This is a genomic window from Pseudomonas sp. P1_F7, from assembly GCF_056405655.1.
Genome location: NZ_JBFUBR010000001.1, coordinates 287,205 through 313,499 on the forward strand (window position 1 = coordinate 287,205; position 26,295 = coordinate 313,499).

The 26,295-nt window shown below is 59.0% G+C and carries 18 protein-coding genes; 10 read left to right on the top strand and 8 right to left on the bottom strand.

Features of this window, described 5'->3' with window-relative positions; genetic code table 11:
- Positions 1-25 precede the first annotated feature (25 nt).
- On the bottom strand, positions 26-6,688 hold the full coding sequence (locus AC1D1M_RS01180) for an NEL-type E3 ubiquitin ligase domain-containing protein (RefSeq protein ID WP_477774148.1): 6,663 nt from the start codon (positions 6,686-6,688) through the stop codon (positions 26-28).
- Positions 6,689-6,867: 179 nt separating this feature from the next.
- Here AC1D1M_RS01180 and AC1D1M_RS01185 point away from each other — a divergent pair, with 179 nt between their 5' ends.
- The gene (locus AC1D1M_RS01185) at positions 6,868-7,086 is read left to right on the top strand and encodes a DUF2970 domain-containing protein (RefSeq protein WP_477774149.1); all 219 of its coding nucleotides are present in this window, start codon (positions 6,868-6,870) and stop codon (positions 7,084-7,086) included.
- Positions 7,087-7,092: 6 nt separating this feature from the next.
- Here AC1D1M_RS01185 and AC1D1M_RS01190 read toward each other — a convergent pair whose 3' ends face one another.
- A complete protein-coding gene (locus AC1D1M_RS01190) occupies positions 7,093-8,178 on the bottom strand; it encodes an ABC transporter substrate-binding protein (RefSeq protein ID WP_477774150.1) in 1,086 nt (361 codons plus the stop codon).
- A gap of 523 nt (positions 8,179-8,701) precedes the next feature.
- Here AC1D1M_RS01190 and AC1D1M_RS01195 point away from each other — a divergent pair.
- On the top strand, positions 8,702-10,360 hold the full coding sequence (locus tag AC1D1M_RS01195) for a nitrite/sulfite reductase (protein ID WP_477774151.1): 1,659 nt from the start codon (positions 8,702-8,704) through the stop codon (positions 10,358-10,360).
- On the top strand, positions 10,344-10,838 hold the full coding sequence (locus AC1D1M_RS01200; protein WP_223464402.1) for a DUF934 domain-containing protein: 495 nt from the start codon (positions 10,344-10,346) through the stop codon (positions 10,836-10,838). The genes AC1D1M_RS01195 and AC1D1M_RS01200 overlap by 17 nt, the downstream gene beginning before the upstream one ends.
- Before the next feature lie 51 nt (positions 10,839-10,889).
- Here the strand turns inward: AC1D1M_RS01200 and AC1D1M_RS01205 are convergent, their stop codons facing one another.
- Both AC1D1M_RS01205 and AC1D1M_RS01210 read right to left on the bottom strand, forming a co-directional pair.
- On the bottom strand, positions 10,890-14,777 hold the full coding sequence (locus tag AC1D1M_RS01205) for a dermonecrotic toxin domain-containing protein (protein WP_477774152.1): 3,888 nt from the start codon (positions 14,775-14,777) through the stop codon (positions 10,890-10,892).
- Positions 14,774-15,061 carry a hypothetical protein gene (locus AC1D1M_RS01210; protein ID WP_477774153.1) on the bottom strand — a complete coding sequence of 96 codons (288 nt, stop codon included), beginning with the start codon at positions 15,059-15,061 and terminating at the stop codon, positions 14,774-14,776. The genes AC1D1M_RS01205 and AC1D1M_RS01210 overlap by 4 nt, the downstream gene beginning before the upstream one ends.
- A 1-nt stretch (position 15,062) precedes the next feature.
- Here AC1D1M_RS01210 and AC1D1M_RS01215 point away from each other — a divergent pair, with 1 nt between their 5' ends.
- Positions 15,063-15,650 carry a hypothetical protein gene (locus tag AC1D1M_RS01215; RefSeq protein ID WP_477774154.1) on the top strand — a complete coding sequence of 196 codons (588 nt, stop codon included), beginning with the start codon at positions 15,063-15,065 and terminating at the stop codon, positions 15,648-15,650.
- A gap of 142 nt (positions 15,651-15,792) precedes the next feature.
- Here the strand turns inward: AC1D1M_RS01215 and sohB are convergent, their stop codons facing one another.
- Entirely contained in the window at positions 15,793-16,815 is a 1,023-nt protein-coding gene (gene sohB, locus AC1D1M_RS01220; RefSeq protein ID WP_477774155.1) for a protease SohB, read from the bottom strand.
- Between the two features lie 201 nt (positions 16,816-17,016).
- Between sohB and AC1D1M_RS01225 the strand changes: the two genes are divergently transcribed.
- The 5 genes from AC1D1M_RS01225 to AC1D1M_RS01245 all read left to right on the top strand — a co-directional run bounded on the left by AC1D1M_RS01225 (position 17,017) and on the right by AC1D1M_RS01245 (position 21,451).
- Complete coding sequence (locus tag AC1D1M_RS01225; RefSeq protein ID WP_477774156.1) at positions 17,017-17,727, top strand: histidine phosphatase family protein; 711 nt, start codon at positions 17,017-17,019, stop codon at positions 17,725-17,727.
- Positions 17,728-17,791: 64 nt separating this feature from the next.
- On the top strand, positions 17,792-18,106 hold the full coding sequence (locus AC1D1M_RS01230) for an SCP2 sterol-binding domain-containing protein (protein WP_007976511.1): 315 nt from the start codon (positions 17,792-17,794) through the stop codon (positions 18,104-18,106).
- A gap of 153 nt (positions 18,107-18,259) precedes the next feature.
- Positions 18,260-19,123 (top strand): LysR family transcriptional regulator, encoded by an 864-nt coding sequence (locus AC1D1M_RS01235; RefSeq protein WP_477774157.1) that lies wholly within the window; start codon positions 18,260-18,262, stop codon positions 19,121-19,123.
- A gap of 106 nt (positions 19,124-19,229) precedes the next feature.
- The gene (locus tag AC1D1M_RS01240; RefSeq protein WP_477774158.1) at positions 19,230-20,375 is read left to right on the top strand and encodes a sterol desaturase/SRPBCC family protein; all 1,146 of its coding nucleotides are present in this window, start codon (positions 19,230-19,232) and stop codon (positions 20,373-20,375) included.
- Positions 20,372-21,451 carry an SMP-30/gluconolactonase/LRE family protein gene (locus AC1D1M_RS01245; RefSeq protein WP_477774159.1) on the top strand — a complete coding sequence of 360 codons (1,080 nt, stop codon included), beginning with the start codon at positions 20,372-20,374 and terminating at the stop codon, positions 21,449-21,451. Before AC1D1M_RS01240 ends, AC1D1M_RS01245 begins: the two co-directional genes overlap by 4 nt.
- Before the next feature lie 272 nt (positions 21,452-21,723).
- Here AC1D1M_RS01245 and AC1D1M_RS01250 read toward each other — a convergent pair whose 3' ends face one another.
- The 3 genes from AC1D1M_RS01250 to AC1D1M_RS01260 all read right to left on the bottom strand — a co-directional run bounded on the left by AC1D1M_RS01250 (position 21,724) and on the right by AC1D1M_RS01260 (position 25,069).
- Positions 21,724-21,957 (bottom strand): DUF465 domain-containing protein, encoded by a 234-nt coding sequence (locus tag AC1D1M_RS01250; RefSeq protein WP_057714363.1) that lies wholly within the window; start codon positions 21,955-21,957, stop codon positions 21,724-21,726.
- A gap of 172 nt (positions 21,958-22,129) precedes the next feature.
- Positions 22,130-24,241 carry a hybrid sensor histidine kinase/response regulator gene (locus AC1D1M_RS01255; RefSeq protein WP_477774160.1) on the bottom strand — a complete coding sequence of 704 codons (2,112 nt, stop codon included), beginning with the start codon at positions 24,239-24,241 and terminating at the stop codon, positions 22,130-22,132.
- Positions 24,242-24,379: 138 nt separating this feature from the next.
- The gene (locus AC1D1M_RS01260; protein WP_007987445.1) at positions 24,380-25,069 is read right to left on the bottom strand and encodes a GntR family transcriptional regulator; all 690 of its coding nucleotides are present in this window, start codon (positions 25,067-25,069) and stop codon (positions 24,380-24,382) included.
- A 140-nt stretch (positions 25,070-25,209) separates the two neighbouring features.
- Here AC1D1M_RS01260 and AC1D1M_RS01265 point away from each other — a divergent pair, with 140 nt between their 5' ends.
- Positions 25,210-26,295, top strand: a complete 1,086-nt coding sequence (locus AC1D1M_RS01265) for an ABC transporter ATP-binding protein (protein ID WP_477774161.1) — start codon at positions 25,210-25,212, stop codon at positions 26,293-26,295.

Below are 26,295 nucleotides of genomic sequence, written 5' to 3' on the forward strand. Positions count from 1 at the left end.
CCACATTAGTTGTCCAGCGGCTGATTTAGCTGTTCAAGGCCGATGTCCCTGGTTGCGGTTCTTCACCTGCCAGTTCCGAGACCTCCTTGCGGGACAACTCGATCATCTTCGCGTTGCGCGCCGCCGCCAACTCGAAAAGCTGACTCATGAATGCCGCATCGTCGGCGTTATCAACACCGTCATCTCCTCCTCCCTGACTCTCCATTTCATCGAGTGCCCGAAAGACTTCAGGGTATTTCTCCTTGAGATAACTCACCCAGTAGTCACGTTGGATCAAGTCTTCGAAAAACCCGTCGGACCGCTCCGCATTGACGATTTCCACGCGCGCGTCCGCCAGTTGTTGCCGTGTGACGCCCGAGGCATACGTCATGTGTTTCGGCTGACCTGGCAGGATCAATCCGTCATCCCAACCCTCCGTCAGGCCGATTCGGTAGCCCAGGCGCACCTCGGCCTCATCCTCACCGGTATGAGCCGCGGCTCTGGTTGCCAGTTCATCGACCTTGTCCAGTCGAAATAGCTGCCTGGACAGTTTCAGCAGTGCTTCGCCTTTCACACTAAGGCGCCCGGGCGGTATGTCGAGCAAGGCGTTGTGGGTGAACACTTTGCTTTCCAGCCCGCTGAACGTGAGGATTCGCCCATCGACACAGGTGCCATGGGTCGTCGAACTGGCGAACAGGACTTCCCGCAATTCACTGTTGCTGGCCGCGGCTTCCATCACTGTCCAGACCCGTCGAGTCAGGTCGGCATTGGCCACCCGAAACTCCCGGGTGTCCTGCAAGCGCGAGAGCAAATGAAAGAACGCAGCATTGTCCGGCTCGGCCGCCAGCTGATCCCAGATTTGGTTTTTACCGGCCAGTTCCTCCGGGGGCGCATTGGCTAACCAAGGGGCCTTTTGCGCGGAATCCGGCTCAGCGTCAGGAAGTTCTTCATCCGACTCAATGCTGTCACTGTCGCCCTCGTCGTGAGCGTCATCCAGTAACTCGTCCAGTTCAGAGCGCGAGAGCCCCAGCACGGTGTCGCGTGCCCCGCTGTCACGGTAATCCCTCAAGCGCTCAAGACTCTCTAGCGCCAGGTTGTTGTCGCTCAGATCGATGCCGATCATCAGTACGTTGTGATTGCCATCCAGAGCCTGCGCCGGAACCGATGTGATGTAGTTGCCACTCAGATTCAGGACTCTGAGATGGGCGGCATCCAGCACACCGCCCGGCCATTGCGTCAGACTGTTGTTGCGCAGGTCGAGCGTCACCAGCTCCTCGAAAACGTCAATATCGAAGGTATCCAGTTCGTTGTAACCCAGATCAAGCCACTTAAGACGCTCCAGATTACTCAATGAGGCAGACACGTGTTCGGCATCGTCCAACCGGTTCGAAGACAGTTCCAGTCGCTCGAGCGTATCCATGTGCCGGACCGGCTCGGGAATTGCGTCCAGCCCATTACCGTTGAGTTCAAGGATTTTCAACCGTGTAAAGGCATTGAGGAATCCATCGGAACCTTGCCGGGTCAGTTTTACGCTCGTCAGGTTCAACGTGCCGACATGCTCGAACGTTGCCGGCAGCTCCGGCAAATCGCCCAGTTGCAGGCCATTGAGATTCAGCACGGCATCCGTAACACCGTTCGCACCGATCAGCCCCTCGCGCCAGCACTCCAGGATGCGCATGGCACCCAATCTGCGAATGCTGGACGACGTCATCCAGCCCGTGCCGTGAGCTCCACGGGTAAACAGCCAGCCATTCAACTGGCGTGTAAGCGCGTCAAAGGTCTGTTCCCATCCGGCAAGGCGCTCACCGATTTGCACATCGGTTACCCCACGCTGACGCATCTGTTCCAGCACTTGCGAGGCTTGCTCATCGGCAAGCGACGGTTTCAACCGTTGCAGGCGCAACGTCAGGACCCCGGGCCCTTCTCCCGTCGGGACTTCCGGTAGCATTAACAAATGCCGTGCGATCGAAAAGCCGCTCTCGGACGGCGGGAAGGCAAGTGGCACCGGCTCCCGGGCAAACAGTTCCAGGACACCTTCTGGCAGCCCCTTGGCCACTTCAATTTTCTGCCAGGCAGCTTTTAGCATTTCGGCAGCTTGCGGAGTCAAGGGCGCACCGACGAGATTGGTTTTCAGCAACACCTCACTTTCAAGCACCGCCACCGGTAATTCGGAAACTTTGCTGTCACGCAAATCCAGCCAGGTCAATTCGGGTAGGTCTTGCACACCTGCCGGCCACTCCCGCAGTTCCGTCGAACGCAGATTCAAAGCCTTGAGGTGAGACATTGCACTGACGTCCAGGGTGTTGAGGGGGTTGCTGCTCAAGTCCAGATACTCGAGCGTCCGCACTCCATCGAGACCTTGCTGAATCCCTGAATCGACAACAATCCCGTTACTGGAGAGATCCAGCTGAGTCAATTTACCGAGATCGTTGGGGCCGATGGGGATTTCGGTCAAGCCGCAACCCCGCAAGTCGAGTGTTTGAAGTTCGGTAAACCTGCTGATGAAACCGCGAATCTGTTCTGCAGGCGCTTTGCTCCCCCTCAAATACAGTGTTTGCACTTGCGGGAAAGCGCCGGCCGCAAGCTCGGGAAGGTCACTGAGCGCCAGATTCGACAAATCGAGCACCGAGGCGTCGGCGGTAGCGCCGTAGCGTTTGAAAACACCGTTACGCCAACTGGCTCTCACGGAGTTGCCCACGATTGTCCGGCCCACCACCTCATTGATCGCCATTGGCATGGGCCGCGCGCGATGGGTCCAGTCGTTGAGGTTGCGGTTGAGCACATGGTATTGCTCACTCAAGGCTTCGATCGCCCCGTACCTCGCCTCGGCATCCTGCCATTGCTCGACAAACTGAGTGAACAACGCCTCGTGATTCTCGTTGGAGCCCTCCCCAAGGCGTCTCAACTCACCCTTGCTGTAATCCCTGACCATTTCCTCGAGATCAACAAGGTGTGGGGATTGCCGTTTGGCGTATTCATACGCTGGCCTGAAATTTTCACGAAGGACATTCGACCAGTCCAGCGACAGTCCTGACCAAAGCTTTTCATGCCCGTTGAAAATGCCGTCAGGCAAGGTTCTGATCCCGGTGCCCTTGAGGTTCAATCGCTCAAGTCGCGGCAGTTCGAGAACCCCGGCGGGCCATTCAAACAACGAAGGTGCAAGCACATCCAGCTGGCGCAGATTGCGCAATTGGCTGACATCCAGATCGATCGACGCGAATCCCGAACAGTAAATGTTGAGTTCCTCAAGCCTGGTCAATCTGCTCAGCCTCGACGGCATATCGACGGCATAGGGCGCGGCCGAATACAGGCTCAGATCGGTGAGATCCGGCATCGTGCCTATGGCCTCGGGCACATTGCTGAACTGGTTGCCCGTGGCGTTGATCCGCAGTCTTTTCAACCTGGGGAAATTGCCCAACAGGGCATCGGCATTGGCGTCAGTGATGCACCGACCGCGGACATACAGATCACGCACATGCGAGAAATCTGCCGACAACGAAGGAAGTGCTTCATCACAGGTCAGGTCCAGCAACGTGAAGCGCGAGTGCTCTGCGGCCAGCGGCGAGTTGCGCCAGCTTTGCTTGAGGCTCTGCGCGACCGAGGCCTTGCCGCCCAGCAAGTGCTCCAACACAGAACTCGATGTCGGCTCGCCAACCCAATGATCGAGCGTCGACTCAAGCGTCTCCCATTCCCGCAGGCGGGCCTGCAACAAACCGTAAATCTGCGCATCGGTTTTTCCCGCACGCAACTGCGCCAGGACAAATCCGTTGGCCTGCTGTTCGGTCAGCGCCGGATAGACATCCCGAACCCGGGTCGCCAGCGAAGGGTTGACCCCTTGCCCGCGACCGCTGGCGTAGTACCCGAGCAATCGTTCGTTTACCCGAACCGGAGGCTTGAACTTCGCATGCTTGCCAGTGCGACTCTCCAGGCGTTGTGCCAGTTCGGCACGATGGGCGGTGGCATAGTCAATGATTGCCCTGCGCAACTGGCTGCCCTGAGCCACATGCGGAACACCCAGCGCCTGACGCGCCGCATCGGGCAAGGCGTGCATGATCGACGGGTAAAAATTATCTTCATTTCGGGGAATGCCGTTGAGCTCCTCACCACGCTCATCGAACGCCTGATAGGCCGGCCCTTTCTTGACCACATATTTGCGCGTGCCGGCCGTCTCACTGCCAATGCCATCGATCAGCGGCCCCTCGATGTGACCGTCGCGGACTTCCAGGCGCACGCCATCGGACCAGCCCGGCAGTTTTTCCAGGCAATGCAGTGCGAGCCACTGGCTGTCCATCGAGACCATACGCTCCTGACGCAGCCCGGCAAAAGCGCGATTGACGCGCCCTTGCTGTGCATACCAACGACCCTCTTCCAGCATGCTCAAGGGTATCCGCCGCGTCGTTTGCCACCGTTCCAGTTCCTCGGCATTGGCATCCAGCAACACCCTGTTGGCAGCGGACTCACTCAGCCCCGGACAAGCTCGCCGCAGCATCGCCAACGGTCCCTTGCCCGCCTCGGTGTTCCCCGGACCATCCTCGAACGCCGGCAACAACTCAGCCAGCCCCGGAGGCGGAGGCAGGTGATCGAGGTGCATCTTGCGCAGGGCATTGTCACTGGTACCGCTGGCATCGGCGATAGTGAGCAGCTGCTCGTCAGTCAGGGCTTCGGTCGAATGGCCCATGCGCCGCAACAGTGTCAGGCGGTCCCACTCCAGGGGACGCTCCAGCGTATGGCGCCAGGCACCGTGGCCGTTGTGTTCGAGAATCGGCTGCCAGGCCCCGGCATCGGTCGGATGCTTGATCCGCCATTTTTTCAGCGATGAATCAAAGGTGGTCTCATACACCTTGCCCGCCTGGCGGATGTACGTCTTGCCGTTTGCACGATGCTGTCCCAGGGCATTGGGGGCGGTGTCATAGCCCAGCTCAACGTCGCTCTCATAGGCCTTCAAGTCGGATTTCCACAGCCGCGTCGCTCCATCGGGGCGCTTGATGGTGTCCAGCCCTTCGACCACGGGTTCCGGTGCAACCGGCGCCATCTTGCCCAGCACCATGCCGGCACCGGCCATCGCCGCGATCAGCGCCAGGTTCTCCGCCACATCGACCAGGTGCGCCTTGGCTGCAATGCGATCGCCCTCACTCCACTCGATCGCGCCCTCGAACGATTCGTACAGCAGTTGACCGGCCATCACAGTCAGCATGATCTCGCCCAGCACCGGCACGAACATCGACACCATGTTCAACCCCAGCATGCCGATTTCCAGCAGATGATTAAGCTTTTCTGCCCGTACCGTTGCATCGACGTCAGCCGTGGGCACGGCATGACTGCGCGCGTCAGCAATGACTTTTGCCCGGTTTTGTTCATAGAGATAAGTCCACAGATCGGTGTTGCCGGACCAGATGCCGGCCACCCCTTCGCGAACGGTCCCGAATGGATTGAGATAAGGGTCTTCGACCGGCTCACGCCTGCCTGAACGCTCTGGAGGCAACTCTTTGATGCGGGCAACGCTAGAAAGCGGGGGCACATACTGAGCGACCTTTATCCAGAACGAATGCAACGGATCAACCGGAGAATCGCTGGCCCTGCGGGTGAACTGGCTGAAGTAATAAGGGCGGTCGGCGTAAGCCACGAACTGGCTGAAGAAACGCTGGTGGGACGTCGGCCCGTCACCACTGGCGGGCGATACGCCCCGGGCGGTGAACTGCCGCTTGAATTCCTCGCGCATCTGCTCGCTCGTGTAGCGCTTGAGTGGATGCTCCGGGTCATGGGGAATGTAAACGATGAATTCACTGGTGTAGCGGTATTGCTCACTGATGCTGAACACGACGCAACCGGTCATCCGACGCTTCATCAAGGTCAAGTCGCGAAACCAGACCGGTTTGTTACCCAGCCTGGGATGAACTTCGCCGGCAATGACCGAGAGGATCATTGTGTAGTCTTCGGGCTCGATATCCTTTTTCAGCAAGGCCAGTTCGGCGGCCGCCCGCATGGCCGCTTTCTGACTGGCAATGAATTGCTGGCGAAGTGTCGTTTCCTTCTGCGCCTCCACGGGATGGAAAAACGCCTTCACATGGGTTTGATACTGCGCCCCGATGTCCAGTTGACGGCACAGTGACAGGAACTGCGTGACCGTCATGTCGAGGGCAGTGATCTGGAACGTACCCGGGATCGATGTCTCGACAACAAACCCGGATCCGCGGTGAAAGGCACCTTCCTCACATTCGGACGCTTCGAAGTTATGCAGCGCGGCCTGCAGCAATGAAAGCTTCAGTACCTCGAACGAGGCTATTTCTATTTCAAAGTCGCTGACTTCCAGAGGGCGCCTCAGGCACACCAGGGTTTTATTGACGTCGACCTCGATACCGTACCGTTCCTTCAGAGCCTTGCTGAGTATCGGCTCGGCAAAGGCCTCGGCCTCCTGGAGCATCGACATCGTCTTGTCCAATCGGGCCTGCGCAGAAAAACTGGCTTTGAAACTGTGCCCCAGGACCAGCTGTTGCCCGGTTGACACTCGCTGATACCAGTCCGGGGGGAGCGTGCCGGTGTTCTTGATGGCAGCCCGTCTTGCTGGCGTGGCATTGACCAGCCAATCGGGAGTCAGTTGCTCAAGCAACTCTCGATGAATGCTGCTGTATCCGGGAGCCCGGTACTTAGGGGGTAACGGCATGCGGGAAGTCTTCGCCACGGTGGGCGAAGCCAGCGGATGAGTGGACATACTGTCTCTCCTTGAAAGTGGATCGACAGAACACCAGTTCGGCGGACCGCAACGGCGGTAAATAGTTATCGCACCGACGAAGACTGGTTACCAACTGCGTCACTCCCGGACGAGTCCGCTACAACAATCACCGCCGCATTGACTATGCTCTGAAGACCTACTTTCAAGACGAGAGATTTATGGACGATCCGGCCGACAACAAGCCGCCATCCTTCTGGCAAATGCTGCACAGCGTCATGGCGGCGGCGTTCGGGGTGCAAAGCGGGAAGAACCGGGCCCGTGATTTCACTCACGGCAAGCCGAGTCATTTCGTGATTCTGGGGATTGTGTTCACGGTGGTGTTCGCATTGACACTGTTCGGCGTCGTCAAGCTGGTGCTGCTTCTGGCCGGGGTTTGATGCGACTCAGTGCATCAGGGTTTGCAGGGTGAACGGATAACGCCAGGACGCGGGACGTCCCTTGGCCGAGAGTTTACGGAAATCCACGCCGAAATCCTGCGCGCTGCCCATCGCCAGCAGTCGCTTGGCCTGTGTCCGATCGATCAGCTGCAACAACGGAATCTGTCGGTCACGGCCGCCGTACTGGCTGATGTCCACGCCTTCATCGTAGTCATGCAATTGCACCAGCGCCCAGCCACCGAGGCTGAAGTGCCCGCCCAGCAACACACTCAGGCGACGGTCCAGCAGTGCCTGCAACGCCGCGGGTGAATTGTTGATCGCGCCGAACAATACGCCTTGGCCTGGCACACCTCCAGCTTCGACATACGCCTGCATCACACCGAACGCCATTTCGTCATTCGCGGCCCAGACCAGCGACGTCTGCGGGTAGCGTTTGAACAACAACCGGGCCTGCTCGTAGGCGCGTTGCCGGGTCCAGCCGCCGTACACCAACTGCCGCAAACGCACTTCCGGGTGCTCGGCCAAGGCGCGCCGCATGCCTTTTTCGCGAAACTGCGAGGACGGGGTGATCTTCAAACCGGAAAAGGCCAGCAAATCGATGGTCTGGCCGGGGGCCACCGGGCCGTGCTGTCGGATCAGTTCCTTGAGCATCAGGTAGCCGCCCTCCTCGTCATTGGGCACCAGGCTGCCGAGCAAATCGGGATACTTGTCAGGTCGGGCGTCGATCAGTTTCATCTGATCCGGGGTCAAGGCGTTGTTAACCATGAACAGCTTCACACCACTGCCTTTGGCCAGCCGCAGGATTTCGGGCGCGATGTATTGTTCGTTGACGAAGATCAGGTAGTCGGGACGATGGTATCCCTGAAGGGCTTCACGAGCCTGGCGAATGGTGTTTTCGGAGACGCGGTCGGAATACTGGATGCGCAAGTCCATCCCCAGGTCAGTCGCCGCGGCCTGCATGAACTGCGAGTAACTCACCCAAAAAGCTTCCGTGGGGGTTCCCGGGTTCAGGAACAGTACTGACGCCGCTTGGGCACAAGGTCCCACGACCAAGCCAAGCGTCAGTAATACGCCACACAAAAACGTCAACATTGGTCGTCCGAGCCCCCGGAAATTCGCTGCGCATTATAGCCAGCGAACGTCCGTAAAACGGCGATTTTTCCGGTTTTTGTCAGACAATCGTCGGAACCGGGCCCGGACGGGGTCACTTACTGATGACTGACCCAGAATACCGCCGTCCCCACGACCAGAATGATCAGGAACAAAATTGCCCATGCATCAACGGTGCTATCGCTTTTCCGTGCTTTGGTTGGGTTGCTCATTGCATCGCCTCTTGTCGGTTTTATCGGTGATTGCATAAAGACTCGAGCAGAGTAAAGACGACGATTGCCCGCATCACAAACAGGGTCTTTGCAACAACGATTCTCATTAGGCGATTTGGTTCTTTACATATGCTCAAACATCACTTTTACGCATAACTGCAAACTGGTATCGTGCCCCGGCTCCGTAGGGAGTGCGCGGCCGTGCGCGCAGAATTGCCGAGGTTTTATCGGACGCCAGCAAGCCAAAAAACGCCGCTGTTTCCGACCGGCCCAAGCCTGAGAACAGGACTTATATGTACGTATACGACGAATACGATCAGCGGATCATCGAGGACCGCGTCAAGCAGTTCCGTGATCAGACCCGACGCTATCTGGCAGGCGAGCTGAGCGAAGAAGAATTCCGCCCCCTGCGCCTGCAAAATGGTCTTTATATCCAGCGTTTTGCACCGATGTTGCGAGTCGCCGTGCCTTACGGCCAACTGACTTCGCGCCAGATGCGAATGATGGCCAAAATTGCCCGCGACTACGACAAGGGCTACGCCCACATCAGTACCCGGCAGAACGTGCAGTTCAACTGGCCGGCCGTGGAAGACATTCCGGACATCCTGGCTGAACTGGCGACCGTGCAGATGCACGCGATCCAGACCAGCGGCAACTGCCTGCGCAACGTCACCACCGACCAGTTCGCCGGTGTCGCCTTCGACGAACTGATCGACCCGCGCCCATGGTGCGAGATCGTCCGCCAGTGGACCACGTTCCACCCGGAATTCGCCTACCTGCCGCGCAAATTCAAGATCGCCGTCAACGGTTCGACCTCCGACCGCGCCGCCATCGAAGTCCACGACATTGGCCTTGAACCGGTGCACAACGCTGCTGGAGAACTGGGCTTCCGCGTGCTGGTCGGTGGCGGCCTGGGCCGTACGCCGGTGGTGGGCGCCTTCATCAATGAATTCCTGCCGTGGCAAGACCTGTTGAGCTACCTCGACGCCATCCTGCGGGTCTACAACCGCTATGGCCGTCGCGACAACAAGTACAAGGCGCGGATCAAGATCCTGGTGAAAGCGCTGACGCCTGAAGTCTTCGCGCAAAAAGTCGATGCGGAAATGGAACACCTTCGCGGTGGCCAGACCACATTGACCGAAGCCGAAGTGCAGCGCGTCGCCAAGCACTTCGTCGACCCCGACTACAAGGCCCTGGAAAACCAGCCCGCCGCCCTGGCCGAGCTCGACCAGCAGCACCCGGGCTTCGCCCGTTGGCGCGTGCGCAACACCCTGGCCCACAAGAAGCCGGGTTACGTGGCCGTGACCTTGTCCCTGAAGCCGACCGGCGTTGCACCGGGCGACATCACCGACAAACAGCTCGACGCCGTGGCCGACCTGGCCGACCGCTACAGCTTCGGTCAACTGCGCACCTCCCACGAGCAGAACATCATCCTGGCCGACGTCGAGCAGGACAAACTGTTCGCCATGTGGGGCGAGTTGCGCGAGCAAGGCTTCGCCACGCCGAACATCGGCCTGCTGACCGACATCATCTGCTGCCCGGGTGGTGACTTCTGCTCCCTGGCCAACGCCAAGTCGATCCCGATCGCCGAATCGATCCAGCGTCGCTTCGATGACCTGGACTACCTGTTCGACATCGGCGAACTGGACCTGAACATCTCCGGTTGCATGAACGCCTGTGGTCACCACCACGTCGGCCACATCGGCATCCTCGGGGTGGACAAGAAAGGCGAAGAGTTCTATCAGGTTTCCCTCGGCGGCAGCGCCAGCCGTGACGCCAGCCTGGGCAAGATCCTCGGCCCGTCCTTTGCCCAGGAAGCCATGCCTGACGTGATCGAAAAGCTGATCGACGTGTACATCGAACAACGTACCGAAGACGAACGCTTCATCGACACCTATCAGCGTATTGGTATCGACCTCTTCAAGGAGCGTGTCTATGCAGCGAATCATTAAGAACAACGAGGTCGTTGACGAGACCTGGCACCTGCTGCCCAAGGACTTCAACATCGACGAGATCAGCAACTGCGACGACCTCATCGTGCCGTTGCAGCTGTGGCGCGAACACAGCCGTATGCTCCTGGCCCGCGACGGCGGCCTGGGCATCTGGCTGGACGCCGATGAAGAGGCCGAGGAAATCGGTGAAGACGTGGCGCAGTTCCAGGTCATCGCCTTGAACTTTCCGGCATTCACCGATGGCCGCAACTACTCCAACGCCCGCCTGCTGCGTGACCGTTACGGTTTCAAGGGCGAATTGCGGGCCATTGGCGACGTGCTGCGTGACCAGTTGTTCTACATGCATCGCTGTGGTTTCGACGCGTTCGCCATTCGCGCCGACAAAGACCCGCACGAAGCCCTTGAAGGCCTCAAGGACTTCTCGGTGACCTACCAGGCCGCTACCGACGAACCGCTGCCGCTGTTCCGTCGTCGCTGACCGTCACGCCTTGAACCCCGGTCCGGGGTTCAAGGCGTTTTACCCTACGCGCTAAAACACCGGATGATCCACCAGCGGAATCGGCCGCCCCATGGCGACCCAGTCGCGGTACAGCCGGACTCGATCTTCCAGCACCACGAACAACCTGAACGGATTGTCCGCATCGGCCATCCGCGTTTCGACACACTGCCGCAACCAACCCCACAACTCTTCTGACGTATCCGCCTCGTGGAGCAAGCGCCACACCCGTGCCTGCAGCGACCGATAGCCCACCTGGAAATCCGCCGTAAGGCTCAATCCATCCATGATCCTCAGCAACGTACTGCCCGAAGGCTTGACGGCCAATCGTTGCCAGATCTGTTGCCGCGCCTCGCGCAGGCTTTCGTCGCCCGCCTCCAGCCAGGGCGTCGCGCTACCATAATCGGCACCCGGTTCGCCCAACCACAAATTGATGCCGGTACGCTCGCGATGCTCGACCAGACGTAACAACGTATCTTCATCCGTCAACGGATTACCCCACAGTTTCACCCGGTCCCGGGAGACCGCCTGATTCAGAATCGCGTAGGGAACCCGGGCGATACGGTTGCCTCGCAAATCGAGCGAGGCGAGGTACGGCTGATCGGCGATGCCAATCGGGCAATGGCTGATTCCGGTGTTTCTCAGGTTCAACACACGCAACTCGTTGAGCCCCAGAACAACGGGCGGGACGGTCAACGGGTTGTCACTCAGATCCAGCGTTTGCAAGCTCAACAGATCACCAAACTGTGCAGCCGTGTTCTCCTGAAGCTGCAGCAAAGTGGAGCTCAGATTGAGCGTTGTGAGACGGGTCATTTGCCGAATCGGTCGAGGCAACACACCTTCCAGCACGCCGTCTGCGTTGAGCCGACGCAGGTCGACACGCTCCAGGTTCAAGGAGCGCAGGTTCGGAAAACTTTCGAGAAAAACGCTCAGGCTCTCGCGCTCGACCAGGTGCAGGCCCTGCATCGATAGCTCGACGACCTCATTGAAGCGCACATTCATCGTCGGCAACCGATGGTAGTCCTCGAAACCCAGATCCAGCCTGTACCCGCAGAACTCCTCACCAGACATCACTCTATCGATCTGGGGCGGGCATTTTTGCCAGATGCTCATCAGTTCATCGCCCAGTTCGGTTCGTGTTTCACGCTCGTAATCGATCACGGTTTGCAGCAATTCGACATTGTGCGCCGCCACCTGCTCGGGACTCATGCCCGCGGCATCATCATCGTCCACGGCCAGAAAATCGACGTCCATGTCATCGACATCCAGCACGGACTGGTCGATCCACTGACGCAGATCGGCATGCAACTGCTGTATCTGCGCAATCAGGCGATCCACCAGTGCCTGAGCCCCGGCACCCGCGTTAACCAGCAACTCATCCGCCTGGGCATCGGTGAAGTCCGGATACAGATCCTTGACCTGCAGACGCATGACTCCGTGGGTCAGCGCTGCGGCCTGTGGCGTATTCGGAAAGCCGCCGCCGCGCAATCCCCGGGCTTCGAAGGGCAACCGCGAATCCACTCGATTCAGGCCGAGCATCAGCTCTGAACGGGACAAGGCGTGCCCGCCAATGCGCATCCGTAACTCGCTGGCCGCGTCCGGCGTGCGCAACGACATCGCTGCACGTTCCTCCCCGGACAATAGTTCGACCAGCGCCGTAAACAGATCCGAACCCTCGCCGTCGGTAGCTGCCACCGTGGAATACCGATAGCGCTCACCTGTCTTGATCAAACGCCGACAATTCGTGGAGTCGAGCGGACCGCAGCGGTCCAGAACACGGCCACTGATTGACCTGTCGAGCACGTCGATGCGCAAGCCTTTTGGCCAACCGGGCAGGCGTGGCAGGGAATGCAGCGCCAGGACATCGGTTTCAGGATGAACGACCGAACGCAGGTACAGGCCTTCATAAGCCCGGTTGAGTCGTACATGTTGCTGATACTCCCGCGACTTGCTGTCCAGGCGCTTGAACAGTTGCAGCGCCTCGTCAGCCTCGACGGGCCGATTGATGTCAACGCCCGAACGGTCGAGGATTTGCTCCACGGCGCTTTTCGGCAAACCGGGGTATTCGCGCTGAAACAGGCGAACCCATTCCAGGTCCGAGTGCTGGAGCGCCTGATAGCGGGCGTTGAACAATCCGGCCCGTGTTTGCGGATCGCCGACAGTTTCGAGCTCCTGATCGAGCTTGAAGCGTGTGATGGTGTCGGCAAGCATCGGCGTCGGCGGGCGGCCCGCCTGCATCAGGCGCAGCATATCGTCGTCGACCGCACTGACCCGGGCGATCTGCGCCAATACCTCATCACTGAAGGCAGCAAGCGGCGCGCAAACGCCACGCATCAGCTCCACACGTGTCGACACGGGCGCCGGAGCCGATCCGGACGTGGGCTCAACCGGCGTTTCGGGATGCGGTTCGCTCCCGGATTCCCCGGGCTCGTGCAGCGTCCCGGCTATTTTTTCTTCGCCCTTGAGTGCCGCTACCGCCCCGGCCAACGGAAGAGCATTGAGCAAGCCGAACACCGTACGCGTCACGCCCTCGGAGCGCTGTTCCGGTGTTTTACCGTTGACAGCCTGATCGAGGCCGTAACCGGCGTCGATCAGGCCGGCCAGCACCAGGACACCCTCACCTCCCGGAATGAACAATGCCAATGGCCCCAGCCGGTTGATCCACTGCACGAGCGGCTCCACCACCGCGCTGAGGTTGTCGCGATTGACTTGGGCATCACTGCGGATGGTTTTGACACTGGCCATGGAGGCCTGCTTCATGGTCAGCACCAGTTGCGCGAACGGATCGGTATCGGTCGGCGGACGCTCGAGGTCGATGTAATCCTGCGGGTCCCAGAAACCGTCGTTGTTGAAGAACCCCGCGTTCTTTTTCAGCCAGTGTTCCTTCGGGTAAACCGCCATGCCCTCTAAAGCCGTCAACACACCTGCATGGAAGGTGCCGTCTTCACGATCATCCTCGACAAAGTGCGCGACCAGCGCTTGCCGCGCAGCGTCCACCCTGCCTTGGGCCACGATCCATTGGCGCAGGTACCGGAAGTCGGCGAACTCATGCAAGGGTGAGGAGTTGCCGGGAATATTCAGCAAGACCCTGCCACTGTGACGGTGGCGATAACACCAGATATCGTCCGATGTGTAGCGATAGATCGTCAGCCGACCGACCTCGATCGGCGCGCTGACGCGAGTGGGCGCCTGTACCTGGTCGATGCTCAACGCACTCCAGGTCTGCTCCGCTGGCAATCCGGCGGCCTGCATGGCCAGGGCCAGGCCCTCCTGGCTCAAACTGCCCTCCTGGTGTTGCAGGCAGGCGCTCATGATAAAGGCGGCCTTGGCCGAGGTCCTCAGGTCGTAAGGCTCCGCCTGGACGATTCGCTTATCCGAGGGCCAGGCACGATCAAGGTATGCCTGATAGCGGGTTTGCAAATCCAGTTCCCATACCCACTGTTTGAACCCCGCTGGCCTGAGGGCAATTTGCGTTGCCGGTCCATACACCTGAGGCGTGGTCTGGCGATAGATGCCTTCGTAGGTATGGTGATTGCCATTGCCGTGGTCGGCGAATTCATCGACATGCTCCACGATGCGAATAGACGGACCGACATCGGGTGGTGTGTACAAGCCAAATGCGCTTTCGGCGAAACGCCCGTCACCGACGGTCTGGTAGTTCGCCAGCAATGCCTGCACCAACGATTGCGTGTTTGCCACCTGACCTTGCTCGATACCGTCTTGCGGCGGGTGCCCGCGGTAGCGGTAGTCCAGGGTGACCAACAGGGCGGTTTGCGGGTCGATGTCTTGCCCCCATTTTTCCTTGATCAACTGCGCACCGAATTGCTCGGGAGACTGCGGTAAAGCCGCGCCCACCACAGATTTCAGTGTTTCGCGCAACGGTTCAGGTTCGGGATGAAGCGGTGTCTGATGGTCATTCATGTGCATTCCATGGCAAATATTTTTGGAACACCAACATAACCAGCTGCCGCGTTGCCGAAAGCAGGAACGGTCACCTGCTGCCTACAGAGATTTCGCCGAGCCGTGGAGGACACCGGGCAAGTATTTGCAGGCAAAAAAGCGGGACACAACTCAAACTGGCTGACCGGCCAGACAACTAACGTCGCAATATTAACTTGAAAACTCCAGCAATAAATTCCGCGCAATACTTTTTGGTTTTTCGCGATAGAGTTTGCCCCCCAACTAACCGCAAAAGGACTTTGCACGATGTATGTTCCCGATGAAGCCCGCAACTCCGCATTCAAAACACTTTGGAAAGAAGAACACCTTAGTTATCTCGCCATTTTATACTGCGATACCAATGGCGATATTGGCTACACCCCCATCAAGACTGACAACACTTTTATCTATATTGAACACGAAGAATGGCCAAACATTGACCATGTTCGTTTCAAGAGCCTCGAGAGCCTGCTTGATGCTTTGGAGTCAAATGGTTTTAAACAGGTTCCTGGCATGATGGACAGCATCGAGCTGCCATGGTCTTCATATCCTGATCTCCCGACTACATTACAAGAACAACTCAATGAACCCGGGATGTTTATGCTCGACCGCCTATATCAATTCCAGTTTCAGTTTGATCCTTTTTCGACAAGGCTTGTGGCGTTTCCAATATCGATTGATGGCGATAGTGTTTATCTGAGAAAAGGAATGATCAGCGCTTTGAATGAAATTCGCTTTGCCGACATCGATTCGCTGATCAAAGCGACGGCCACTTATGGCGATAATGGCAGAATCCTGGGTTGGTATGTCCATCGCAATCTAGTCCGAACGCCAAAAATAACATGGCAGCACTGAGCAACGGATAAACACCAGCCCCCTTAAGGTTTTAGTCTCCATAAAAAAGACCTTGAACATTACCTGCATGGCATCGTTCAAGGCCTTTTAATCGTTCACGGTACAAAAGCGGACAATAGCGTTTAACCGATTGAACGCACAATTACCAGAAGCGTTGCTGGGTCAAACGGCTCCACCAGCTCAGCAGCACGCGATCGACCGAGCCGCTGGCGGCCATGCCGATGCGCTCTGGCAGGCTTTTGCGCTCGGAATAGTGCAGGTGATAAAGCTCGGACTGCCTGGCGCGTTCGGCGAGGTACTCGTCGCTGGTCTTGAGTTCGTCGACCAGGTGTTTGTCCAGCGCCGCGACGCCGAGCCAGATTTCGCCGGTGGCCACTTCATCGATTGCCAGTTGCGGGCGATAGCGCGACACGAAGTTCTTGAACAGTTGATGGGTGATGTCCAGGTCTTGCTGGAACTTCTCCCGACCCTTCTCGGTGTTTTCACCAAACACGGTCAGGGTGCGTTTGTATTCACCGGCGGTCAGCACTTCGAAGTCGATGTCGTGCTTTTTCAGCAAGCGATTGACGTTGGGCAACTGCGCCACCACGCCAATCGAGCCGAGGATCGCGAAGGGTGCGCTGATGATCTTCTGGCCAATACACGCCATCATGTAGCCGCCGCTGGCCGCGACCTTGTCGATGCACACGGTCAAGGGCACGCCGGCTTCGCGGATACGCGCCAGTTGCGAGGAAGCCAGGCCGTAGCTGTGAACCATGCCGCCGCCGCTTTCCAGACGCAGCACCACTTCGTCCTTCGGTGTGGCGAGGGTCAGCAAGGCAGTGATTTCGTGACGAAGGCTTTCGGTGGCCGAAGCCTTGATATCGCCGTTGAAGTCCAGCACGAACACACGGGGTTTGGCCTCGGGTTTTTTCTTCTGTTTCTTTTCGGTTTTAGCCTGGGTCTTGCGCAGGGCCTTGAGCTGGTCCTTGTCGAGCAAGGTTTGCTCCAGGCGTTCGCGCAGCCCTTTGTAGAAATCATTGAGTTTGCTGACCTGCAACTGGCCGGACGACTTGCGCCGTCCCTTGCTGCGCAAGGCCGCAAAACTGGCCAGGACCACCAGAATGGCGATCACCAGGGTCACGGTCTTGGCCAGAAAAATGGCGTACTCGGAAAAAAACTCCACGGGGACTCCTCAAACGATGCGCGGCTTGAACGCGCGCGGGATACCTCCAGCATACCCATGCGCCGACCTTGCGACCAGCCGTGAAACCTCTGGCACCAGGCCTGTAATGGGCATTTCAAACAAGCGTATGTTTTTTCATTGACAGCACACCGTCATCCTCATAACCTCGCCAAACCTTCAACGTACCGGGATGACGCGGACGTGGGCAGCATCTATTTGATTCGACATGGCCAGGCCTCCTTTGGTGCAGACGACTACGACGTCCTGTCGCCTATCGGCATTCGTCAGGCTGAAATCCTTGGCCGGCACCTGGCCGAACTCGGGATCAGTTTCGACCGCTGCCTGGCGGGGGACCTGCGCCGCCAGCAGCACACGGCCAACAGTGCGCTTGAACAATTCGCCGCAGTGGGCCTGCCGGTGCCACTCCTGGAAACCGACTCCGCCTTCAATGAGTTCGACGCCGATGCGGTGATCCGCGCGCTGTTGCCGGCGATGCTGCCGGACGAACCTGAAGCACTGCACATCTTGCGCAACGCCGCGCAAAACCGTGGTGAGTTCCAGCGTATCTTCGCCCTGATCATCGAGCGCTGGCTTTGCGGCACCTATGACACACCGGGCCTGGAAAGCTGGCTGGGGTTTGTCGAGCGGGTTCAGGCCGGCTTGCACCGCATCCTCGACCAGGCCGACAACACCCAGAAAATCGCCGTGTTCACGTCCGGCGGCACCATCACTGCCCTGCTCCACCTGATTACGCAAATGCCTGCCCGGCAGGCCTTTGAATTGAACTGGCAAATCGTCAACACCTCGCTCAACCAACTTAAGTTTCGTGGTCGCGAGGTGTCCCTGGCTTCCTTCAACAGTCATGCGCACCTGCAACTATTGAAGGCCCCGGAACTCATCACGTTTCGCTGAGTCCGGACTATTGTGACCCTGGCTGTAATCACCCAGCTCTTATTACCCAAGAAAGGATCGAACCATGACCTCCGTAGCTGATGCCGTACAAGCAATGAAAGCCAAGTTCAACCCAGCCGCTGCTGCCGGTCTGGACCTGGTCTTCGGTTTCCGCATCGACGACACCAAGAACTTCTCGCTGATCGTCAAGAACAGCACCTGCGAACTGCAGGAAGGCGAGAACCCGGACGCCCAGGTGACCCTGGTGATGGACGGCGAAACCCTGGAAGGCATCGTCGACGGTTCGACTGACGGCATGCAAGCGTTCATGGGCGGCAAACTGCGCGCTGAAGGCGATATGATGCTGGCGATGAAACTGTCCGAACTGTTCCCGTCCTAAGCACCTGATTCCCGATCTTCGGGAACGTGCAAGGCCGCAAACGAATCCCGCCCTTAGTGGCGGGATTCGTCGTTTTGAATCCCGACCTGTGGTGAGTGGTGCCAGTGAGGTATCCGCTCTTACAATGCGAGCACTTACAACATCGGCCAGCCCATGGATATCGACCTCGCCCGCACCTTCCTCGAAATCGTCCGCCATGGCAGCCTGGCTGCCGCCGCGGAAAAACTCCATGTCACCCAGACCGCGATCACCGCGCGGGTGCAGAAACTCGAAAGCCAACTGGGCAGCACCCTGTTCGTGCGCAACCGCGCCGGAGCCCGCCTGACACCCAATGGTGAAGCCTTTGTGGTATACGCCAATCAGCTGGTGCAGACCTGGGAAGCCGCGCGGCGTGATTTGCCGTTGCCCGAGGGTTTTCACGATGTGTTGCACATCGGTGGCGAGGTGAGCCTGTGCAATCCGCTGATGCTCGGCTGGGCCGGCGAAATTCGCAAGAACATCCCCAGCCACGCCCTGCGCATGGAAATCCGCGACGGCGAAAACCTGCTGCGCCAACTGGAGTTGGGCGTTCTGGATGCCGCGCTGGTGTATCAGCCCGAGTATTGGCCGCGTTTGCAGGTCGAGCAGATTCTCGAAGAAAAGCTGATTCTCGTGCGCCTGGCCGGTAAACCCGACCCTTATGTGTACATCGATTGGGGCGCCGATTTCCGGCGCCAGCACGATGCCGCCCTGCCGGAAAAAGCCAAGGCTGCGCTGAGTTTCAATCTTGGCCCGCTGGGCTTGCAGTACCTTCTCGAAAACGGCGGCAGTGGCTACTTCCGCACTCGTGTCGTGCAGAGTTATCTGGAAAGCGGCGCCCTGGAACGGGTGCCCAAGGCGCCGGAATTCAGCTACCCGACCTATCTGGTCTACTCCCGCGATCGTGACTCGCCGACACTGCAACGCGCCTTCGACCTGCTGCGCAAGGTTATCGATTCCGACGAAGACTGGTCGCAACGCTGGGACCCGCTGACCTGAAACCGGTTTGCACCGGATCATGGCCGTTGTGTCCTCAAGGTTCGGTCCGTCAAATCACCTGGATCGGCTAATCTGAAAGAAATAACAATAACGACAGGTGATTGCAGTGAGGCAGACCACCGAAGGATTCCGCAGCCGTTACCGCGCCGACATTCATCCGCTCTACAACCCTTGGCTGCACGGCGCTTTTGTCCTGTTGTTCGGGGCGCTGGCGATCAGCGCTTTCTGGAGCACCGTGCATCAGGTGCGGCCGGTGGAATGGCTGGCTGTGCCCGTCACGCTGCTGTTGTTCAACCTCGGCGTGTACATGGTGCATCGTCACTTGGGGCATCATAAAAAGAGCGTCGCCCGGCTGTTTTATGCCCGCCACGCCGGCGACCACCACAGCTTTTTCACCCCCGGCCACATGACCTACAACAGCGCCCGCGACTGGCGGGTGATTCTGTTTCCGGCGTGGCTGATCATGCTGCACACCCTCGCTGTCGCCCTGCCCCTCTGGTGGCTGCTCAAGCACATCAATACCAACGTCGCCGGATTGGTCGGCGGCCTTCTTGTCCTCGGTTACCTGGCTTATGAAGTGTTTCATGCCTGCGAACATCTACCGTCGCGCAACCCGGTCACACGACTGCCGTGGATCCGCCAGATGCGCCGGCTGCACGAACTGCACCACCGCCGCGAACTGATGCAGGAACGTAATTTCAACATCGTTTTCCCGCTGATGGACTACCTGTTCGGCACCCTCTATTGGGAGCCGGAACCTGCGCCGCTCAACCCGACGAGAACGCCCATGACCCGCATGCAGCATCAGATTGTCATTGCCGGAAACCCGATCCAGGTACTTGCCTACGCCAGCACCGTGACCCTTTGGCCGCAATGGCATCCGTCGTCGTTGCGCATCGATGGGCCAAAAGGCCCGTTGCATGCCGGCGCACGTTTCGAGGAAGACATCCGTGCCGGCGGGCGCGACGGGCATTTGCGCTGGAAGGTGGCGGAGTACCTGCCCGGGCGGCGCTGGAGCGCCGAGGCCCGGGGTGATCACGGCCTGTCGCTGGTGGTGACCTATGAATGCGATGCCACAGGCGAGGACACACGCTTCGTCCGCACCCTGGAGTATCAGTTCAGCGGACTGACAATGCGCATTGCCAACCGGTTGTTGCTCAAACGGCGCATCGATCGGGAATCGGCGGCGTCGATGCTGGCGTTGCGCGACATGGCGCAGAAGTATCTGGCGGCGACGGGGGTCGGCGTGTGAGCAGAACCTTCAAATGTCTGTTGTTGGTCATCGTCGCCATCGGCGCCTTCCTGCTACTGATGCCGACCAAGGTACGACCAGTGGCCTGGACGCCACAACCTGCACCGTCCCTCACCAGCGGAATCTACGCCGACAATCAGCGGCTCAAGGGGATGGAACGCGTGGGTGCCGCCAACATCGACGGGCCGGAAGCCTTGTTGCTGGAAAACGACACGCTCATCACCGGTCTGCACGACGGTCGCCTGATCCGCACGAGCCTGGACGGCAAGACCACCAAAGTCATGACCGATACCGGTGGCCGGCCATTGGGCCTGGCCCGGCATCCCAATGGTCTGCTGGTGATCGCCGATGCGGTCAAAGGCTTGTTGTCACTCGACGCCCAGGGGCGCCTGGTGGCCCTGACCACAGAGGCTGGCGGCGTTCCCTTCGGTTTTACCGACGATGTGGCTATCGACAAACCGGGTCACTACGCCTATTTCAGCGATGCTTCGAGCCGGTTCGGCTATGGCCACGACGGTGAGGCCGTGCTCGAACACGGCGGCGACGGCCGCCTGCTGCGTTATGACTTCCAGACCGGCAAAACGTCGGTTGTGCTGGATAAGCTGGAGTTTGCCAACGGCGTGACCCTGGGACCGGACGATGCCTATGTCCTGGTCAATGAAACCGGCGCCTACCGCATCAGCCGTTATTGGCTCAGCGGCCCCAAGGCCGGCACCCATGACCTGTTCATCGACAACTTGCCGGGGCTTCCGGACAACCTGTCGTTCAATGGTCACGACCGGTTCTGGGTGGCACTGTATGCCCCCCGAAACGCCTTGCTCGATGGCACGGCGGCACATCCGTTCGTGCGCAAGATGATCGTGCGGGCCATGACCGTATTGCCCAAACCCGTGGAAAAACGCGGGTTTGCCCTGGGCCTGGACCTTGAAGGCAAAGTAATCGCCAACCTGCAGGACGGCAGCAGCGACAACTACTCTCCGATCACCACGGTGCGCGAGTATGGGGACTGGTTGTATTTCGGTTCGCTGAAAGCGCAGAACATGGTGCGATTGCCGTTGAGCAAGGCGTTGCAATGATCAGTGAACCTGTTGAAGTCACCTGAGAACCAATGTGGGAGCGAGCTTGCTCGCGATGACTGAAGCACATTCAGCAGCGCTGTTGACTGACCCTCCGCTATCGCGAGCAAGCTCGCTCCCACAGGGACAGCATTCAGTTCACCGGGATATTTAGACTGGATCATGAGGCACCTCGTTGAGAGCCGTAACATCGGTCTCTGAGCATTCGAGGTGCCGTTTTTTTGTGCCGTTCCAACGGTTCAGCCACCGGTCGTCGGTGGCAGGCTGGTGGGTCAGGACGACGAGCCAAGTTGCTTGACGATCTTGTCCTTGACCAGCAAACGAGCCTCTTTGAGTTTCCTTACCGTGTCGTCGTTGGACTTGGCCTCCTCTGCTTTCACCACTTCGGCATCCGCCTGGGAATACTTGTTAAGCAGTGAATCCAGTAACGGATCCTTGGTGCGTTTCTGCTGGACTTCTTCCTTTGAGCGTTTCAGATCCTGATAAAGGTCATGGGGCACCGGCATGGAACACCTCCGTTTGTTGATCGGCAGCGAAACGCGATCAATTGCGTTCACCAACTATCAGAATGGCCTCGGTTAGCCCGTTCTGTCGACCACCTGTCAGACCAGCGGTGTCCGTTCGTCGTCCTGTCCCAAATGCGATAAAACCTTGCCTGCGCCGGCGCCTCCACCGGTTTCAGCCGTTAAGCACCGTGCGCACCATTTGCCTCAGTGCTTCGGGATTGTAGGGTTTGCTCAGCAGGTGGGTGTCGGGGCTGAGCTGGTGATTGCGCGAGATGATGTCGCGGGTATGCCCCGAGGTGAACAGCACGGCCACCGGTGGTTCCTGCACATTCGCCCAGGCCGCCAGGTCCGAACTCTTGATCAGGCCGGGCATGACCACGTCGGTGAATATCAGGTCCACGGTCACCCCTTCCAGCAACATTTGCATGGCGACGTCACCGTTGGTCGCCGTCAGGACTTGATAGCCCTCATCGCGCAACAACTCCACCGCCGACACCCGCACGGCCTCATTGTCTTCGACCACCAGGATGCGTTCGTGCCCGCCCCGTTGCGGCACATCAGGGCTCAACGTTTCACTGGGTGCCGCGCGCAAGGTGCGTGGGAAGTACAACTGCACCCGAGTCCCCTGCCCCACGTTGCTGGCAATTTCGATATGGCCGCCACTCTGTTTGACGAAACCAAACACCATGCTCAAGCCCAATCCGGTGCCCTGACCGTCGGCCTTGGTGGTGAAGAACGGCTCGAACGCCTGGGCCAGCACCTGCGGCGACATGCCGACGCCGGTATCCGTCACGGACACCCGCACATAGTCCCCGGCGGCAATACCCTTCCCTACGCAAAATTGGCGATCAAGGACGATGTTTTCCGCGCAAAGGTCAATCCTGCCCTCGCCTTGAAGGGCATCACGGGCATTGATCGCCAGATTGAGAATGGCGTTTTCCAGTTGATTGCGATCGACAAACACATTCCACGAATCTTCAGGTGCCGACATGTGAACCTGAAGGGTTTCACCCAGGGCACGCAGCAACAACTCCGCCAGGCCATCGAAAATCTGCCGCAGCGTGAAGACCGCGGGCGACAACGGTTGGCGACGGGCGAATGCAAGCAATTGCGAGGACAGCTTGGCACCGCGCTCGACCGCGGCAATCGACGCCGAGACCCGGCGCTGCACATTGGCGTTACCCGGCTCATGGCGCGCGAGCAGATGCAGGTTGCCGGCGATCACTTGCAACAGGTTGTTGAAGTCATGGGCCACACCGCCGGTGAGGCCACCGATGGCTTCGAGTTTCTGTGACTGGCGCAGTTGTTCTTCCGCTGCCAGCCGCGCCTCGACCTCATCGGCCACCCGCTGCTCCAGGTTGCGGGTGAACTTGAGCAGGGATTCTTCGGCGGTCTTGCGTTCGTGAATATCGATCAGCACGCCGGGGAAACGAAACGCCTCTCCTTGCTCATCGAATTCGCAGCAACCGCTGGCGAGCACCCAGAAGTAACTGCCGTCGGGACGCTGGATCCGGTACTCGACGTTGTAGGGTTCGCCAGTCTCGACCGACAGTGTGACCCGTTCCTGGACCCAGCTGCGGTCGTCTGGATGGATCCGCCCTTCGACGATCTCCTGTGACAGGTTGCTCAAGTCTTGCCCGGGTGGATAAGAGAACGTGCGAGCGAATCGCTCATCACCCGACAACACGTTGGTCTTGATGTCCCAGACAAAGGAACCGAGCAAGGCACCGGCGTTCAACGCCAGGCGCACCCGCTCGTTATCCGCACGATAAGCGTCTTCAGCCACTTGTCGCCGGTGCTCGGATATCACCCGTTCCGTGGTTTCCACCACCATGGACATGACCCCGGCCGGACGTCCGTCATCGTCAGCCACCGGACTGTAGTAGAGGTCCATCCAGACATCTTCCGGAACCCCGTCACGCAGCAGCTCCAGTTCTTTGTTGCGATAGGACAAGGTGCCGCCCGCCAGGCAGGTGTCGACCACGTGGCGATTGAATTCGGCGACCTCGGGCCAGCCCAGCTCCACCGTGGAACCCAGCAGATAGGGATGACGCCCACCGGCAAACTTCGAGTAGGCGTCGTTGTAAATCATGTACCCGGACTGCCCCCAGAGCATCACCATCGGCAACGGCGAGGCAAGCATCAACTGCACTGCACTACTCAGGCTTTTCGACCATGAGTCGAGTGGGCCAAGTTCGGTCAGGCTCCAGTCGAACGCACGAATGCGCCCGGCCATTTCGCCGTTCCACCCGGCACACCCGTGGCTATCCGCTAGAAACTGCATCGGCTGGCTCTATCCCGATAAATTGCACCCGTTTGTTTCGAGCATCCCGCACGCTATTCGCTTCATAGAGGTATAGCTGATTCTGGCGGGCCACTGGAGATCCCACAATTTGGTCCTCGGTAACCGAGAGACCGTGCACTACACCTCAATCAAATGCTTGAGCGGGTTGTAACTGCTTTTCAGGGTCGCCGCGACATCCAGAATGGCCTTCTCGATACCATTCAAGTGCATGCAGGTCAGCTCGATGGCCGCGCTCTGGTTGCCCGCCTCGATGTATTCGATCAGCCGCAGGTGTTCATCGTCGCGACAGGCTTCATGGCTGTCGTCATCCAGCGCGGCGGCATACAGCGACGCCCGGGAAATCAGTTTCTGGAACCAGTCGAGCAGCACCGGGTTGTTCAGGCTGCGGGCCAGTTTGATGTGGAACTCGCCGAGCAGGTGAATCAGCCGCTCGTGATCGCCGCTTTGATGCGCTTCATCTTCGAGCAGCAAATGATCGCGCAGGTCCTGGGTCACCGCCGTATCGCGACGACGGCACAGTTCACTGACGATGCCGATCTCGATCAGGCGCCGGGTTTCGAATAGCGAACGGATCTCTTCGTCACTTGGCAACGACACCGAAGCACCTTTATTGGGTTCGGTGGTGACCAGTCCATCGGCTTCCAATTGCTTGAGCGCGGCCCGAACGGAAGTGCGGCTGACATTGAACAGCTCGGCCAACGAAGCTTCGCCAAGCTTCATTCCCGGACGCAACGACCGCTTGCTGATCGCCTCGTAAACCCCTTGGTAGACGCGGTCGACCGTGGTTTCCAGTTTCTTTTCCGTCATTCATCAACTCCTGGCGCCCTGTGCAACCAACCCTGGCGAATGAACAGCCTTTGAAAAAGGGGCTTGCACGGGCAGATTAATCCGGGTATTTCTAAATTGCATCCAGATTTTGCATACAATAATTAGAGGAATGCACCATTATGGGTCGTCCAGTTGCAATCGAAGTGCGTAACGTCTCCAAGCGGTATTCCGATGATCCGGGACTGGCGCCAGCCCTGGACAACGTTTCTGTCGACATCGACGACAACGAATTCTTCACCCTGCTCGGCCCCTCTGGCTGTGGCAAGACCACCCTGCTGCGCACCATCGCCGGCTTCGAGCACGTCAGCGACGGTGAGATCCGCCTTGCGGGCGAGCCGGTCAACGATCTGCCGCCGTTCAAGCGTCGGGTCAACACGGTGTTCCAGAGTTACGCGCTGTTTCCGCACATGAGTGTTGCGCAGAATATCGCCTTCGGCCTCGAGATGCAGGGTCTTGATCGCAAACTGATTCCGCAGCGGGTCGAGGAAATGCTCGCGCTGGTGCAAATGCAGCACCTGGCCAAGCGCAAACCCGCTGAACTGTCCGGCGGCCAACAGCAACGCGTAGCTCTGGCCCGGGCCCTGGCGCCAAAACCGAAAGTGTTGCTGCTGGACGAGCCGCTGTCGGCGCTGGACCTCAAGCTGCGCAAGGAAATGCAGGTCGAACTCAAGCGCGTGCAGAAAGAAGCCGGGATCACCTTCATTTTCGTCACCCACGATCAGGAAGAAGCCCTGACCCTGTCCGATCGCATTGCCGTGATGTCCGCCGGCAAGATCCTGCAAATCGGCTCGCCCAATGAAATCTACGAGCGCCCGCAGCATCAGTTCGTCGCGCAGTTCATCGGCGACATCAACTTCCTCCCCGGCCACCTCAAGCGTGGCCAGCAGAACGAAAACCTTTTCGTGCCGAACGGAATGCCGGTGGAAATCCCCTGCCCGGCCCAGGGCTTTGACGGCAGCAAGGTACAACTGGCGTTCCGCCCCGAGCGCTCGCAACTGGTCGAGCCGACGCAGCCACATCATCTGCGCGGTGTGATCGAAGCCGTGTTGTATGTCGGCACGGCCACGCTTTACCAATGCCGTCTGAACAACGACATCAAGGTCATGCTGCGCGAGAACAACGAAGGCCTGAACCATGGGCGGGTGGTGGGCGATCGCGTCGCGGTCAACCTGCCGCCCCACGCCTGCCTGTTGATGGAGGCCTGA

What these genes read in the sequence shown, in the direction of transcription:
- AC1D1M_RS01180 (WP_477774148.1), bottom strand. Translation starts at nt 6,688, where the DNA reads ATGTCCACTCATCCGCTGGCTTCGCCCACCGTGGCGAAGACTTCCCGC.
- AC1D1M_RS01265 (WP_477774161.1), top strand. Translation starts at nt 25,210, where the DNA reads ATGGGTCGTCCAGTTGCAATCGAAGTGCGTAACGTCTCCAAGCGGTAT.
- AC1D1M_RS01230 (WP_007976511.1), top strand. Translation starts at nt 17,792, where the DNA reads ATGACCTCCGTAGCTGATGCCGTACAAGCAATGAAAGCCAAGTTCAAC.
- AC1D1M_RS01195 (WP_477774151.1), top strand. Translation starts at nt 8,702, where the DNA reads ATGTACGTATACGACGAATACGATCAGCGGATCATCGAGGACCGCGTC.
- AC1D1M_RS01190 (WP_477774150.1), bottom strand. Translation starts at nt 8,178, where the DNA reads ATGTTGACGTTTTTGTGTGGCGTATTACTGACGCTTGGCTTGGTCGTG.
- AC1D1M_RS01215 (WP_477774154.1), top strand. Translation starts at nt 15,063, where the DNA reads ATGTATGTTCCCGATGAAGCCCGCAACTCCGCATTCAAAACACTTTGG.
- AC1D1M_RS01205 (WP_477774152.1), bottom strand. Translation starts at nt 14,777, where the DNA reads ATGAATGACCATCAGACACCGCTTCATCCCGAACCTGAACCGTTGCGC.
- AC1D1M_RS01185 (WP_477774149.1), top strand. Translation starts at nt 6,868, where the DNA reads ATGGACGATCCGGCCGACAACAAGCCGCCATCCTTCTGGCAAATGCTG.
- AC1D1M_RS01260 (WP_007987445.1), bottom strand. Translation starts at nt 25,069, where the DNA reads ATGACGGAAAAGAAACTGGAAACCACGGTCGACCGCGTCTACCAAGGG.
- AC1D1M_RS01255 (WP_477774160.1), bottom strand. Translation starts at nt 24,241, where the DNA reads ATGCAGTTTCTAGCGGATAGCCACGGGTGTGCCGGGTGGAACGGCGAA.
- AC1D1M_RS01250 (WP_057714363.1), bottom strand. Translation starts at nt 21,957, where the DNA reads ATGCCGGTGCCCCATGACCTTTATCAGGATCTGAAACGCTCAAAGGAA.
- AC1D1M_RS01235 (WP_477774157.1), top strand. Translation starts at nt 18,260, where the DNA reads ATGGATATCGACCTCGCCCGCACCTTCCTCGAAATCGTCCGCCATGGC.
- AC1D1M_RS01200 (WP_223464402.1), top strand. Translation starts at nt 10,344, where the DNA reads ATGCAGCGAATCATTAAGAACAACGAGGTCGTTGACGAGACCTGGCAC.